This window comes from Achromobacter sp. CSND-B12 (assembly GCF_052906545.1).
In genome coordinates this window covers 3,491,844-3,504,415 of sequence record NZ_JBREGJ010000001.1, presented here as the reverse complement: position 1 = coordinate 3,504,415, position 12,572 = coordinate 3,491,844, and the positions used below count along the sequence as shown (strand labels likewise).

Sequence of the window (12,572 nt, the reverse complement as noted above, 5' to 3'; positions counted from 1 at the left end):
TCAGGTCTCCACCCGCACCACGGTTTTCACGAACAGGCCGGGCGTCATGATGTGCTCGGGCGCGAAGGCGCCCAGCGGCACGACCTCGTCGACCTGGGCGATGGCATGGCCGGCGGCCATGCACATCACGGGGTTGAAATTGCGCGCGGCGTGGCGGTACATCAGGTTGCCCCAGCGGTCGCCCTGATGCGCGCGGATCAGCGCGTAATCGCCGCGCAGCGGCTGTTCCAGCACGTAGCCGACGCCGTCGATCACTTCCTGGCGGCGTCCTTGCGCCAGCTCGGTGCCGTAGCCGGTGGGCGTGTAGAACGGCCCCAGGCCCGCGCCGGCCGCGCGCAGGCGTTCGGCCAGGGTGCCTTGCGGCACGCATTCCAGTTCCACCTCGCCGGCGCGGAAGGCGCGGGCGAAGGCCTCGGAATTGGGCGGGCGCGGATGCGAGCAGATGATCTTGCGCACCTGGCGGCGATCGAGCAGCGCGGCGATGCCGCGGTCAAAGGTGCCGGCGTTGTTGGCAATGATGGTCAGGTCGCGCCGGCCCAGTTCCGCCAGGCAGTGCAGCAGCTCGCATGGCACGCCGGCTTCGCCGAAGCCGCCCACCAGCACGCTGGCGCCATCGGGAATGATGGCCACGGCGTCCATCATGCAGGCCTGAATCTTGTCGATCACTTATTGCTCCTGGACGAGGCCGGCGGCGTCCACGATCCGCTTCCAGCGGACGCGTTCCTGGTCGATGAAGGCGGCGAACTCGGCCGGCGTGTCGCCGCCGGCCTGCCCGCCCATGGCGCGAAAACGCTCGGCGACGTCGGGGCTGCGCACCACATCGCGGGTGGCGGCATAAAGCGCGTCGATGACGGCGGCGGGCGTGCCGGCCGGCGCCACCAGGCCGAACCAGGCGGTGACCACCATGTCGGGCACGCCAGCTTCGGCCATGGTGGGCACGTCGGACAATTCCGCCAGGCGCCGGTCGCTGGTGACGGCCAATGCGCGCAGCTTGCCCGACTGGATGTAGGGCATGGAGCTGGGCAGGTTGTCGATCATGAAAGTGAACTGCTGCCCAAGCAGCGCGGCCACCGCGGGGCCCGCGCCCTTGTAGGGCACGTGAGTGCCGCCGATGCCGGCGCGCTGCTTGAACAGTTCCGCCGACAGGTGCGGCGACTGGCCGCTGCCCGAGCTGCCGAACGACACCTGGCCCGGATCCTTCTTCGCCAGCGCCAGCAGGTCGGCCACGCTGCGCGCGGGCGAGGCTTCGTTGACCACCAGCACGTTGGGCACGGAAATCACCCGCGTCACCGGCGCGAAGTCGGCCGGCTTGTAGGGCAAGGTCTTGTAGAGCGCGTAGTTGATGGCATTGGGGCCGATGTTGCCCATCAGCAGCGTGTAGCCGTCGGGCCTGGCGCGCGCCAGGGTCTGCGCGCCGATGATGCCGGCGGCGCCGGCGCGGTTCTCGACGATGACCTGCTGGCCCAGCTTCGCGGCCAGCTTGTCGGCGATCAGGCGCGCCGCGATGTCGGTGGTGCCGCCGGGAGATGCCGGCACGATGAGGGTGAGAGGCCGTTCGGGCCACGCCGCCACGGCGGGCCCCGCCATGGCGAACAACAGCGCGCCGGCGGCCAGCCAGCGTTGCGGGTGCGGCATGCTTGTCTCCCTGCGAGATCCTGGTGCGGATCGACTTGTGCGAAGGAGTGTGGCCGCGATGCCGCGAAATGCCTATTCCGGAATCTGGAGGAGCGGCTTCGCCTGCGCAAAAGAGCGCGCCGCGCCCGCCGTGTCAGCGGGCCGCCATCTGCGCCGCCGTGCGCAGGAACGCCCGCAGCGCGCGGTTGCCGTCGTCGCGCCGCGTGACCGCGTAGACCGTGCCGCTGCCCACCGCGGCCGGCAGCGCGCACACCGCGATGCGCGCGCCGAAGTGACCGCAGGTCGACTGCGGCACCAGCGCCACGCCCAGCCCTGCCGCCACCAGCGCCAGTTGCGCCGGCACTTCGGCCACGCGCTGCGCCACCGACTGCGCCAGGCCAGCGCGGGCGCAGGTGTCGGCCAGCTCGCGGGCGAACGCCGAGGTGTCGGTGCGCAGCATCACGAATGCGTCGCGCGCCAGGTCGGCCAGGGCCAGGCGCTTGCGTCTCGCCAGGCGATGACCGGCGGGCAGCGCCGCCACCACCGGATCGGACCACAGCGCCAACGATTGCAGTTCGTCGTCGTCGACCGCTGTGCGCGAGATGCTGACGTCGATGCGGTGGCCGCGCAGCGCCTCCAGCTGCGCCGCCGGGTTCATCTCGTTGAGCAGCACCGAGACCTGTGGATGGCTGGCGGCATGGCGCGCGATCAGCGCCGGCACCGGCCCCATGAAATGCGAACCGGACAGGCCGATCTCGACCCGCCCCGCCCTGCCCTGGTCCACCGCGCGCACCCGCACCGTGGCGTCCTTCAGGCCCGCGAGCGTGGCGCGCACGTCATTCAGGAACGCCGCGCCGGCCTCGGTCAAGGCCACCCGGCGGTTGGTGCGGTCGAACAGCTTGACCTCCAGCTCGCGTTCGAGCTGGGCGATCTGCAGGCTCAGCGGCGGCTGCGAAATATGCAGCCGGGCGGCAGCGCGGGTGAAGTTGAGTTCTTCGGCCAGCACGGCGAAATAACGGAGTTGGCGGATTTCCATGGCGGCCAATGATTTGCGAAATATATGAAACCAGACAAAAACTATATTGGAAACTATCGTTCGCGGCGAGCAGAATCGGCTTCTCGCGCCCTCCCGGGCGCAGACAACGCCTACCGGAGACCCGCCATGACCCAGTCGCCCCGCGTCCTGCGCATCGGCCAGATCGTTCCCAGTTCCAACACCACCATGGAAACGGAGATCCCCGCCATGCTGCGCCGGCGCGAGACCATCGCGCCCGAACGCTTCACCTTCCACTCCAGCCGCATGCGCATGAAGCAGGTGACGGCGGCCGAGCTGGCCTCGATGGACCGCGAATCCGACCGCTGCGCGCAGGAACTGTCGGACGCCCGCGTCGACGTGCTGGGCTATGCCTGCCTGGTGGCCATCATGGCGCAGGGCCTGGGCTACCACCGCGCCTCGCAGGAACGGCTGCATCAGGCCACCGTGGACAACGGCGCGCCCGCGCCCATCGTCTCCAGCGCCGGCGCGCTGGTCGAAGGCCTGCATGCCATCGGCGCGCGCAAGGTCGCCATCCTGACGCCCTACATGAAGCCGCTGACCAAGCTGGTGGTGGACTACATCGAGCACGAAGGCATCGAAGTGCACGACAGCCTGTCGCTGGAGATCGCCGACAACCTGAAGGTGGGCGCGCAGGATCCGATGGCGCCCGCCAGCCATGTCGAGCGCCTGGATACGCGCGGCGTCGACGCCGTGGTGCTGTCGGCCTGCGTGCAGATGCCGTCGCTGGCTTCGATCCAGCCGGTGCAGGACCGCCTGGGTCTGCCGGTGGTGACGGCCGCCGCGGCCACGGTCTACCGCATGCTCAAGGTGCTGGACCTGGAGACGCGCGTGCCCGACGCCGGCGAACTGCTGACCGGCAAGTACTGAACGGTGCGGCCGCTCCCTGTGTAGCGGGCAGGGCAAGCGGCTTTCGGATGCGGGATCAGGGCTTGCGCTTTTTTGCCGGCGACACGGCCTGGCGGATGGCGGGCGCGTGCGCGCGCAACGTGTCCCACAGGCGCGTCATGACCGGCCCCTGCGGCCGGTCGGCGCGGCGCGCGGCCGCCAACGTCTCGGTGCTGCCCGGCAGGTGACGATTCGCCAGCGACCACAGCCGGCCGTCTCTCAATTCGTCTTCCACCAGGAAGCGCGGCATGTGCCCCCATGCCAGTCCTTGCAGGATGATTTCTTTCTTCATCACCTGGTCCGCGACCGTGCACTGGCGCGCCCCCTCGATCATGAAGAAGTCGCGCGCCGGCGCATGGCGCGCGGTGTCGCGCATCACGCACTGGGTGTAGTCGCGCAGGTCCTCGGGCCGCATGGCGCGCCTGGCCGGCGCCAGGTAGCCGGGCGCGGCAACGGGCACGAACGGCACCCTGCCCAGGTCAAGCCATTCGACGCGCGCGTCTCCCGTTTCCATACGATGCAGAATCAGGTCAACATCGCCTTCCAGCAATCGTTCCCAAGGCCCGGTCACGGCTTCGAAATGCAGGTTCAGTCGCGTGGCCGGCCACTGCGCAAAGAACTTTCCCAACAGGCCCAGCAGCAGCGGGCGCGGGCAGAAGTCGCCGATCACCACGTTCAGTTCGCTTTCCTGGCCCATGGACAACTGCTCGGCATGCGCGCGCAGGCCGGCCAGTTCGCGCAGCAAGGCCTGGGCGCGCCGATGAAACGATTGGCCCGCCGGGGTGGGCTTCACCCTGTAGCCGCCCCGGTCGAGCAGTTGCAGGTCGAGCTGCCGCTCCAGCTTGGCGACCGCCGCGAAGACCGCGGGATGCGAGCGATGCAGTGTTTCCGCCGCCGCCTGGAAGCCGCCCTCGCGCACCACCGCGTCAAAGCACTGCAGGTCGTGCAAGGTAAATTCGCTCATGTCGGAAATTCCTACAATGTCTGTGCGAACTTTGTAATTTCTTTGGCGCCTGGCCGCAACTACGATCCCGTTCACGTTGTTCCAACGTAGCCGGCCCGGCAGATGAGCGCGACATCCGCCCCGAGGCCCTCTCCCTCACACAGGACGCTCATCATGCAAGACAACATTCCCTTCATCACCACGGGCGACGGCGCCCGCATCGCCTACCGCTGGGACGGCGACGCCGGTCTGCCGGTGCTGGCCTTGTCCAATTCCATCGGCACCACGCTGCACATGTGGGACGACCTGGTGCCGGCGCTCGCGCGCCACTTCCGCGTACTGCGCTTTGACACCCGCGGCCACGGCGCTTCCAGCGTGCCGGCAGGCCCCTACTCGCTGGACCGACTCGGCCGCGACGTGCTCGAACTGTTCGACGCGCTGGGCGTGGCGCGGGCCCACTTCCTCGGCCTGTCGCTGGGCGGCATCATGGGCCAGTGGCTGGGCGTGCATGCGCCAGAACGCATCGACCGCCTGATCCTGGCCAACACGTCGCCCTATCTCGGCCCCGCGCCGCAATGGGACGAGCGTATCGCCACCACGCTGCGGGCGCCGGACATGAAGGACACCGCCGAGACGTTTCTGGCCAACTGGTTCCCGGCCGAGATGCTGCGCGCCGGCGGGCCGGTGATCGACGCCTTCCGCGACATGCTGCTCAATACCGACCGGCACGGCCTGGCGGGCGCATTCGCGGCCGTGCGCGACACCGACCTGCGCCGGACCATTGCGCTGATCCCGCGACCGACACTGGTGATCGCGGGCCGCGACGACACCGTCACCGCCGCCAGCCATGGCGAGCAGATCGCCGCGACCGTGCCGGGCGCGCAATGGCTGCTGCTGGACGCGGTGCACCTGTCCAACATCGAGCGGCCCGATGAATTCCGCGAGGCGGTGCTGGGCTTCCTGCTGTCGCGCTGAAAAAAAGACAGATCGGTGCCGGGGACGAAACGCGCCGGGGACCGAGGGCTGGCCTGCAAGGGCCGGGGGAACGCGAAGCTACTCCCCCGCCCGTTCCCAGCGCCGCTGGATCGCCTTGGCCGCCACCACGCCATCGGCCATCGACGTGACCACGCAGGGATGCATGCGATGGGCCACCTCGCCGATGGCGTAGATGTCCGGCACGCTGGTCTCGGCGGTGGCGAAATCGGTGCGGATGTAGCCGCGCTCGTCGCGCGCCAGTTGCAGGCCGTCGGCAAACGCGGCCTGCGGCTCCCAGCCGTAGAACACCAGGATCAGGTCGTAGCGCTGGCCGTCGACGCTGCGGGTGGCCGGATCCACCTGGTACGGGCCGATGCGCACGCCTTCCTTGCCGGCGCGCAGCACCCATTGCTGCTGCGCCCGCACGCTGCGGGCGTACAGGTGCACGGCGCGGGCGCCGCGGTTGCGCACGTAGACGTAGTTTTCGAAGGCGTTGTCGCCCCCACCCAGCACCGCCACCGACAGGCCGGAGTAATCCTGCGCCACGATGGGCGAACCCGGCCCGATCAACACGCCGGGCCAGCTGGCGCCCGGCGGATGTTCCGGAAAGCCCTTGGCGCGCACGCCCGAGGCGATCACCAGGGTGCGACCGCGCGCCAGCGATACGTCCCCATTGGCGTCGGAAAGGGTCGCCTCGATGCCGCCCTTGCAGGGCCGCACCGCCGTCACGCGGGTGTCCAGGCGCAGCGGCACGCCGGCGGCGCGCACGCTGGTATCGATATTGGCGGCCACCTGCTGGCCGGTCATGCCGGGCAACACCGCGATCCAGTCGTCGGCGAAGGGGTTGTCCACGCTCAGGCCGCCCAGGCGGCCGCTGGCCTCGACCAGCAGCGGCGCCAGGCCCAGACGGGCCAGCCAGAGGGCGCAGGAGGCGCCGGCCGGGCCGCCGCCTACAATGACCGCATCGTGCATCTGTTGCATTTCATCCCTTGTTTGCCGTCGCCGCCCCCGCGCGGGCGCCCGGCCATGGCCGGATTGTAGCCAGCGCGCCGGCCCGGTCCGCCGCCGCCTTACAATTCCGGGATTCCACCCAGGTTTTCATCATGCCCACACGCCGCATCATCCTTTCCGGGCTCGCGCTCGACGCCCGCATCGGCATCCTCGAACACGAACGCCGCGCCACCCAGCCGCTGCACGTCGACGCCGAGTTCGACGTCGACATCCAGCGCGCGGTCGACGACCACGATATCCACAGCGTGCTGGACTATCGCCGCCTGCGCGAGGCCATCGTCGAGGAATGCACCCAGGCGCACGTGAACCTGATCGAAACCCTGGTGGAACAAGTCGCCGCGCGCCTGTTGGCCGACTTCCATGAAATCCGCTCGCTGCGCCTGCGCATCAGCAAGCCCATGGCCTTCTCCGACTGTGCGGCGGTGGGCGTGGAAATCCAGATCTCGCGTTGACCATGAACGATATCGCCTCCCCCGACATCCGCGCCGTGGCGGACTCCACTGATGCGGTGGCGCCGACCGGCGCCGTCTCCGTGACCCGGCCCGACGACAAGAAGGCCCGCCACGAAGGCAACAAGCTCACCAAGCGCCTGGCGCGCGAGACCACCCGCGCCATTTCCGACTACAACATGATCGAGTCGGGCGACCGCGTCATGGTGTGCCTGTCGGGCGGCAAGGACTCGTACGCCATGCTGGACATTCTGCTCCAGCTGCAAAAGCGCGCGCCGTTCCCGTTCGAGCTGGTCGCGGTCAACCTCGACCAGAAGCAGCCCGGCTTCCCGGCCGACATCCTGCCGCGCTACCTGACCGAACTGGGCGTGCCGTTCCACATCGAGACGCAGGATACCTATTCCATCGTCACGCGCGTGCTCGAAGAGGGCAAGACGATGTGCTCGCTCTGTTCGCGCCTGCGCCGCGGCATCCTGTACCGCGTGGCCTCGGAGCTGGGCGCCACCAAGATCGCGCTCGGCCACCACCGCGACGACATCCTGGGCACCTTCTTCCTGAACCTGTTCTACGGCGGCAAGGCCAAGGGCATGCCGCCCAAGCTGGTGTCCGACGACGGCCGCCACACGGTCATCCGCCCGCTCGCCTACGTGCCGGAAACCGACCTGATCGCCTACGCCGAACTCAAGCAGTTCCCGATCATTCCCTGCAACCTGTGCGGCTCCCAGGAAAACCTGAAGCGCAAGGAAGTAGGCCGCATGATCAAGGAATGGGACAGGCAGCACCCGGGCCGCTCGTGGAACGTCTTCAACGCCCTGTCGCGCGTGGTGCCGTCGCACCTGATGGACCGCGACCTGTTCGACTTCGTCGGCCTCAAGCCGACCGGCGTGCCGGACGCCAACGGCGACACCGCCTTTGACGCGGTCGATCCGTCGGATGACGCGGACGAGGCCTGTGGCGACACGCCGGCCACGCCCGACCCGGCCGGCATCGTCGAGAAGAAAGTGACCTTCACGCGCGGCTGAGCGCCGCCCCGTCCGCGCGCGGCGTGGGGGCCCTTTTCATCGCCGAGCCGCCTCAAGATGAAAACGCCCCCTTGGGGGGCAGCAAGCCGAAGGCGCGGCGTGGGGGCCTCCCCCCTGGCGCTCAGCCGTTCAGCACCCGCACCGGCTGGCCATCGCGCCAGGCCTTCACGGCCTCCAGCGCGTTGCGGTAGAAGGCCTCGAAATTCTCGCGGCTGACGTAGCCCAGGTGCGGCGTCAGGATGACGTTGTCCAGGTCGCGCACGCTGTCGGTGGGCGACAGCGGCTCGTCCGGATACACGTCCAGGCCGGCGCCGGCGATGCGGAACTTCACCAGCGCGTCCATCAGCGCCGCCTGGTCCACCAGGCCGGCGCGCGACGTGTTCACCAGGTAGGCCGTCGGCTTCATCGCGGCCAGCGCCGCGGCGTCGACGATGTGGCGGCTGCGATCGGACAGGATCAGGTGCAGGCTGACGACGTCGGACGTCCCGAACAACTCGTGCTTGTCGACCCGCGTGACGCCCGCCTCGGCGGCGCGCTCGTCGGTCAGGTTGGGGCTCCAGGCCACCACGTCCATGCCGAACGCCAGCCCGACCTTGGCCACCGCCGCACCCAGCTTGCCCAGTCCCAGCACGCCCAGCCGCTTGCCGGCCAGGGGCTCGGGCATGCCGGTCTGCCACATGCCCCGACGCATGGCGGCGTCTTCGGCGGGCAGGTGCTTGAACAGCCCCAGGATGTGGGCCCAGGCCAGTTCGGCGGTGGCGGTGTTGGCATCGGCGCTGCCGGGCGCGCCGCTGACCACGATGCCCTGCGCGGCGCAGGCCTGCATGTCGATGGCGTTGTTGCGCATGCCGGTGGTGACCAGCAGGCGCAGGTTCGGCAGCGCGCGGATGCGCTCGGCGGGAAACGGCGTGCGTTCGCGCATGGCCACGATCACCTCGAACGGTGCGAGCGTGGCCTCGACCTGCTCGTCGGGAATGAAGTTGTTGAAGATCCGCACTTCGGCGTCGCCGCCGAGGGATCCCCAGTCCGCGTAGCGCTTGGCGACGTCGTGGTAATCGTCGAGTATTGCGATTTTCAAGTTAGTCTCCGGGTGGCGTGGCGCTCGCTGCGCCAGCCGCCCGGCCGGCGCGACCCGCGCCGGTCAGTTCAGTCGTGCCTTGAGTTGGTCCAGCGGCAACGCGCCGCTGGTGCGCGAGCCGTCGGCAAAGAACATCGTGGGCGTGCCGCGCACCATCAGTTGCTTGCCCAGCGCCAGCAACTTGTCCTCGGGCACGCTGCAATTGGCGGTGGCCGGCTTCTGGCCGCGCAGCATCCAGTCATCCCACGCCTTGCCCGGGTCCGCCGAGCACCAGACGTCACGCACCTTGACGTTGGAGTCGGGCGACAGGATCGGGTACAGGAAGGTGTAGACGGTGATGTTGTCGACGTCTTCGAGCGTCTTGCGCAACTGCTTGCAGTAACCGCAGTTGGGGTCCTCGAAGATCGCGACCTTGCGCGAGCCGTCGCCCTTGACCTGCTTGATGGCCAGGTCCAGCGGCAACTGGTCGAACGGGATGGAACCGAGCTTTTCCTGCGCCTCGCGGGTGACGTCGCGGCGCGTCATGGCGTCGATCAGCGGGCCTTCCATCACCCAGGTCACCTTTTCATCGGTGTAGATCAGGTCCATGCCCAATTGCACCTCGAACAGCCCGTAGGGCGTGCGGCGCACGGCGGTCACGTCCATGCCGGTGAAGCGCTGCCTGAAACGTTCCTTGACCGCATCCGCCACGGGATCGGCGGGCGCCACCTGGGTGGTGGAATAGCTCTTGCTGCCCTTGCCCGCCTGGCCGACCGTGCTGGTGGAAACGGCCTTGTCGCCCGTTGCCTGCGCTTGAGCGCTGGCGGACAGGCCCAGGCCCGCAGCCATGAAGCAGGCGGCCAGCGTGGCGGAAAAACGGAAATTCATGGGGACTCCTGTATTTAGCGTGACGTATCGCCCTCGTTGGCCGAAAGCGTAACCGATCCGACGAAAGGGACTGGCTGGGGGCTTGCCGGAATCAGACCCCCCGGCGCCCTGCGGGTTCCGTGCCGGGCCGGCGGCGTCAGTGCATCGACCGGCGCGGGCCGATGCGATTCAATTCGTAGAGGCCCCGGCGATCAGGCGCCGCTTGACCAGCGGGACCCGCTCGACCCAATGCATGCCGGCATTGCGCAACCACACCAGCGGCGTGGCATGCGAACCGAACAGCTTGTGCAGCCCGTCGGTGGCCAGCCGCAAGGCCAGCACCGGCTCGGCGCGGGCGCGCTGGTAGCGATGCAGCACCCGCAGGTCGCCCGCCTGGCGGTAGGGTTCGCGTCCGGCCACGGTGCGGGCCAGCGCCTCGACGTCGCCCAGCCCCAGGTTCAGGCCCTGCCCGGCCAGCGGGTGCAGCCGGTGGGCGGCGTCGCCGGCCAGCGCAATGCCGGGCGCCACCATCTGGGCACGCTCCAGCGTCAGCGGAAAGCCATGCAGCTTGCTGCGCACCTTCAGGCGTCCCAGGCGGCCCTGGGCCGCATGTTCCAACAGCGATTCCAGGCGGGCCGCCTGCGCATCCGCGGGCAAGGCCAGCAATTCCCGCGCCTGCGCGTCGCGCATCGACCAGACCATCGATACCTGCGGGCCGTCGGCCGTGTCCGGCAGCGGCAGCAGCGCCAGCACGCCGTCGTCGCGGAACCACTGGAAGGCGGTGCCCTGGTGGGCGCGCTCGGCGTCCAGGTTCACCACCAGCCCGGTGTCGTGGTAGGACACGGCGTCGTGCTTGAGGCCGGCGGCGGTGCGCAACGGCGAAGCGGCGCCATCGGCGCCGACGAACAGCTCGGCCTGGATGCGGGCGCCGCTCTCGGTTTCGATGGCGCCGGCCTGGTAGCCGGTGCAGCGGTCTTCCAACCAGGGGATGCCGAACATGCGCACCGCCTGGATCAGCACCCGCTCGATCTCGCCGGACTCGACGATCCAGGCCAGTTGCGGCAGGGCCGCCTGCCAGGCGTTCAGGTGTACCAGGCCATCGGCGTCGCCATGGATCTCCATGGCCTGCACCGGCGTCAAGCGGGCCGACGGCAGCGCGTCCCACACGCCCAGCTCGGCCAGGAAACGCTGGCTGGCGGGCGAGATGGCGTAGACGCGCGCGTGGTAATGGTTGGGATCCGCCGGTGGCACGGTCGTGCGCGGCGCCAACAGGGCCACGCGCTGGCCGCGGCGGGCCAGCGCCAGGGCCGAGGACAGGCCGACGATGCCGGCCCCGCAAACCACGATCTGGTGTGTCATCTTGCGCTCGGCTCCCCGGCCTGCTTCGGCCACAGCAGCCACATCTGGCCGCGTTGCTTCATGCGTCCGGCCTGCTGGCCGGCCTCGTCGCCGTAGCCCCAGTAGAAGTCGGCGCGCGCCGCGCCGCGGATGGCGGTGCCCGTGTCCTGGGCGAACACCAGGCGTTGCAACGGCCGGTCGGAGGCCGGGAAGGTGGTGGCCAGGAACACCGGCGTGCCCAGCGGCACGAAACCGGCATCCACCGCGATCGCCCGCCGCGGGGCCAGGTTGACGCCATAGGCGCCCTTGGGGCCGAGCTCGGGATCGATCACCGGCTCTTCGCGGAAGAACACCACGGCCGGGTTGGCGTTGAGCATCTCGGGCACGCGCTTGGGATTGCGCTGCGCCCAGGCGCGGATGTTCTGCATCGAGGCCTGGTCGGCCGACAGCTCGCCGCGGTCCGCCAGCCAGCGGCCGATGGACACGTAGGGCTGCCCGTTGTGGTCGGCATAGGCCACGCGGATGGTCTTGCCGCTGTCGGGGCCGTCGGTCAGCAGCACGCGGCCCGAGCCCTGCACCTGCAGGAAGAAGTTGTCGACCGGGTCGTCGACCCACACCACCACCGGCGGGCGGCGGCCGGTCGACTCGATGGCCGCGCGGGTGTCATAGGGCACCACGCGCTTGCCGTCGAGCTTGCCGCGCACGCGCTTGCCGGCCAGTTCCGGATAGACCGAGCCCAGGTCGATGGTCAGCAGGTCGGCCGGCACCGCGTACAGCGGCCATTGGTAGTTGCCGCCCTGGCGGCGCGAACCGCGCACCAGCGGCTCGTAATAGCCGGTGACGGTATTGGCGGCCGGCTTGCCGTCGGCCGCGTTCAGGCGCCAGGGTTGCAGGTAGGTCTGCAGGAAGCGGCGCACGCCCTCGGCGTCGTTGGCGGCGGGCGCCCGGGCCGGATCGGCCGCGGCGGCACAGACCGGCTGCCAGGCGCGCGGGGTGGCGCGGGCGGGAGCGGCCAGGTTGCCGCTGGTCGGGCGCATCAGCCCCTTGCAGTTGCGCAGGAACAGGGGCCAGAACTGGGCCAGGTCATCGCTGCTCCAGCCCGGCATCTCGGCCCATGTGCCGGCCTTGTATTTGCCGGCCAGGGCGCGCGGCGGCGTATCGGGCAGGGCCGACAGCGCCGGCACCACCAGCGGACCGTCGACGGCCGCGGGGCGGGCACCGGAAACGCCGGGTTCACCGGATTCGGGCGGGATCTCTGAGGTGGTGGTACATGCCGCCAGCAGGGCCGACAGCACGGACAGGCTAAGAATGCGCTTCATGAGCAGATGGAAAACCGTACAACGTATGGCCGCGC

General features: G+C 69.6%; 13 protein-coding genes. 4 read left to right on the top strand and 9 right to left on the bottom strand.

Going from position 1 to position 12,572, the window contains the following annotated elements; translation table 11 throughout:
- The 3 genes from ACUTAG_RS16475 to ACUTAG_RS16465 all read right to left on the bottom strand — a co-directional run bounded on the left by ACUTAG_RS16475 (position 1) and on the right by ACUTAG_RS16465 (position 2,650).
- Positions 1-666, bottom strand: a complete 666-nt coding sequence (locus ACUTAG_RS16475) for a 3-oxoacid CoA-transferase subunit A (RefSeq protein WP_148317704.1) — start codon at positions 664-666, stop codon at positions 1-3.
- Complete coding sequence (locus ACUTAG_RS16470) at positions 667-1,635, bottom strand: Bug family tripartite tricarboxylate transporter substrate binding protein (RefSeq protein WP_020925463.1); 969 nt, start codon at positions 1,633-1,635, stop codon at positions 667-669.
- A 133-nt stretch (positions 1,636-1,768) separates the two neighbouring features.
- Positions 1,769-2,650, bottom strand: coding sequence for a LysR substrate-binding domain-containing protein (locus ACUTAG_RS16465; protein WP_020925464.1), 882 nt, complete (start codon positions 2,648-2,650; stop codon positions 1,769-1,771).
- 126 nt (positions 2,651-2,776) lie between these two features.
- Here ACUTAG_RS16465 and ACUTAG_RS16460 point away from each other — a divergent pair, with 126 nt between their 5' ends.
- Positions 2,777-3,538, top strand: a complete 762-nt coding sequence (locus tag ACUTAG_RS16460) for a maleate cis-trans isomerase family protein (RefSeq protein WP_006392519.1) — start codon at positions 2,777-2,779, stop codon at positions 3,536-3,538.
- Between the two features lie 55 nt (positions 3,539-3,593).
- Here ACUTAG_RS16460 and ACUTAG_RS16455 read toward each other — a convergent pair whose 3' ends face one another.
- Positions 3,594-4,520: a LysR family transcriptional regulator gene (locus ACUTAG_RS16455; protein WP_148317706.1), complete on the bottom strand. Its 927-nt coding sequence runs from the start codon at positions 4,518-4,520 to the stop codon at positions 3,594-3,596.
- A 153-nt stretch (positions 4,521-4,673) separates the two neighbouring features.
- Between ACUTAG_RS16455 and pcaD the strand changes: the two genes are divergently transcribed.
- A complete protein-coding gene (pcaD, locus tag ACUTAG_RS16450) occupies positions 4,674-5,474 on the top strand; it encodes a 3-oxoadipate enol-lactonase (protein WP_054446279.1) in 801 nt (266 codons plus the stop codon).
- Between the two features lie 78 nt (positions 5,475-5,552).
- Here pcaD and ACUTAG_RS16445 read toward each other — a convergent pair whose 3' ends face one another.
- A complete protein-coding gene (locus ACUTAG_RS16445; protein WP_058665400.1) occupies positions 5,553-6,455 on the bottom strand; it encodes an NAD(P)/FAD-dependent oxidoreductase in 903 nt (300 codons plus the stop codon).
- A 122-nt stretch (positions 6,456-6,577) separates the two neighbouring features.
- On the opposite strand from ACUTAG_RS16445, the gene folB reads away from it, so the two are divergent.
- Together folB and ttcA are read left to right on the top strand one after the other, a co-directional pair.
- Positions 6,578-6,937 (top strand): dihydroneopterin aldolase, encoded by a 360-nt coding sequence (folB, locus tag ACUTAG_RS16440; protein ID WP_006386740.1) that lies wholly within the window; start codon positions 6,578-6,580, stop codon positions 6,935-6,937.
- Positions 6,938-6,939: 2 nt separating this feature from the next.
- On the top strand, positions 6,940-7,956 hold the full coding sequence (gene ttcA / locus ACUTAG_RS16435; protein WP_054446277.1) for a tRNA 2-thiocytidine(32) synthetase TtcA: 1,017 nt from the start codon (positions 6,940-6,942) through the stop codon (positions 7,954-7,956).
- A gap of 121 nt (positions 7,957-8,077) precedes the next feature.
- On the opposite strand, the gene ACUTAG_RS16430 is transcribed toward ttcA, so the two are convergent.
- The 4 genes from ACUTAG_RS16430 to mltA form a co-directional block, all read right to left on the bottom strand.
- Positions 8,078-9,034, bottom strand: coding sequence for a D-2-hydroxyacid dehydrogenase family protein (locus ACUTAG_RS16430; RefSeq protein WP_026385140.1), 957 nt, complete (start codon positions 9,032-9,034; stop codon positions 8,078-8,080).
- A gap of 63 nt (positions 9,035-9,097) precedes the next feature.
- On the bottom strand, positions 9,098-9,862 hold the full coding sequence (locus tag ACUTAG_RS16425; RefSeq protein WP_370445593.1) for a DsbC family protein: 765 nt from the start codon (positions 9,860-9,862) through the stop codon (positions 9,098-9,100).
- Between the two features lie 207 nt (positions 9,863-10,069).
- The gene (locus tag ACUTAG_RS16420) at positions 10,070-11,239 is read right to left on the bottom strand and encodes a UbiH/UbiF family hydroxylase (RefSeq protein ID WP_026385139.1); all 1,170 of its coding nucleotides are present in this window, start codon (positions 11,237-11,239) and stop codon (positions 10,070-10,072) included.
- Positions 11,236-12,537 (bottom strand): murein transglycosylase A, encoded by a 1,302-nt coding sequence (mltA, locus tag ACUTAG_RS16415; RefSeq protein WP_026385138.1) that lies wholly within the window; start codon positions 12,535-12,537, stop codon positions 11,236-11,238. The genes ACUTAG_RS16420 and mltA overlap by 4 nt, the downstream gene beginning before the upstream one ends.
- Positions 12,538-12,572: the final 35 nt, after the last annotated feature.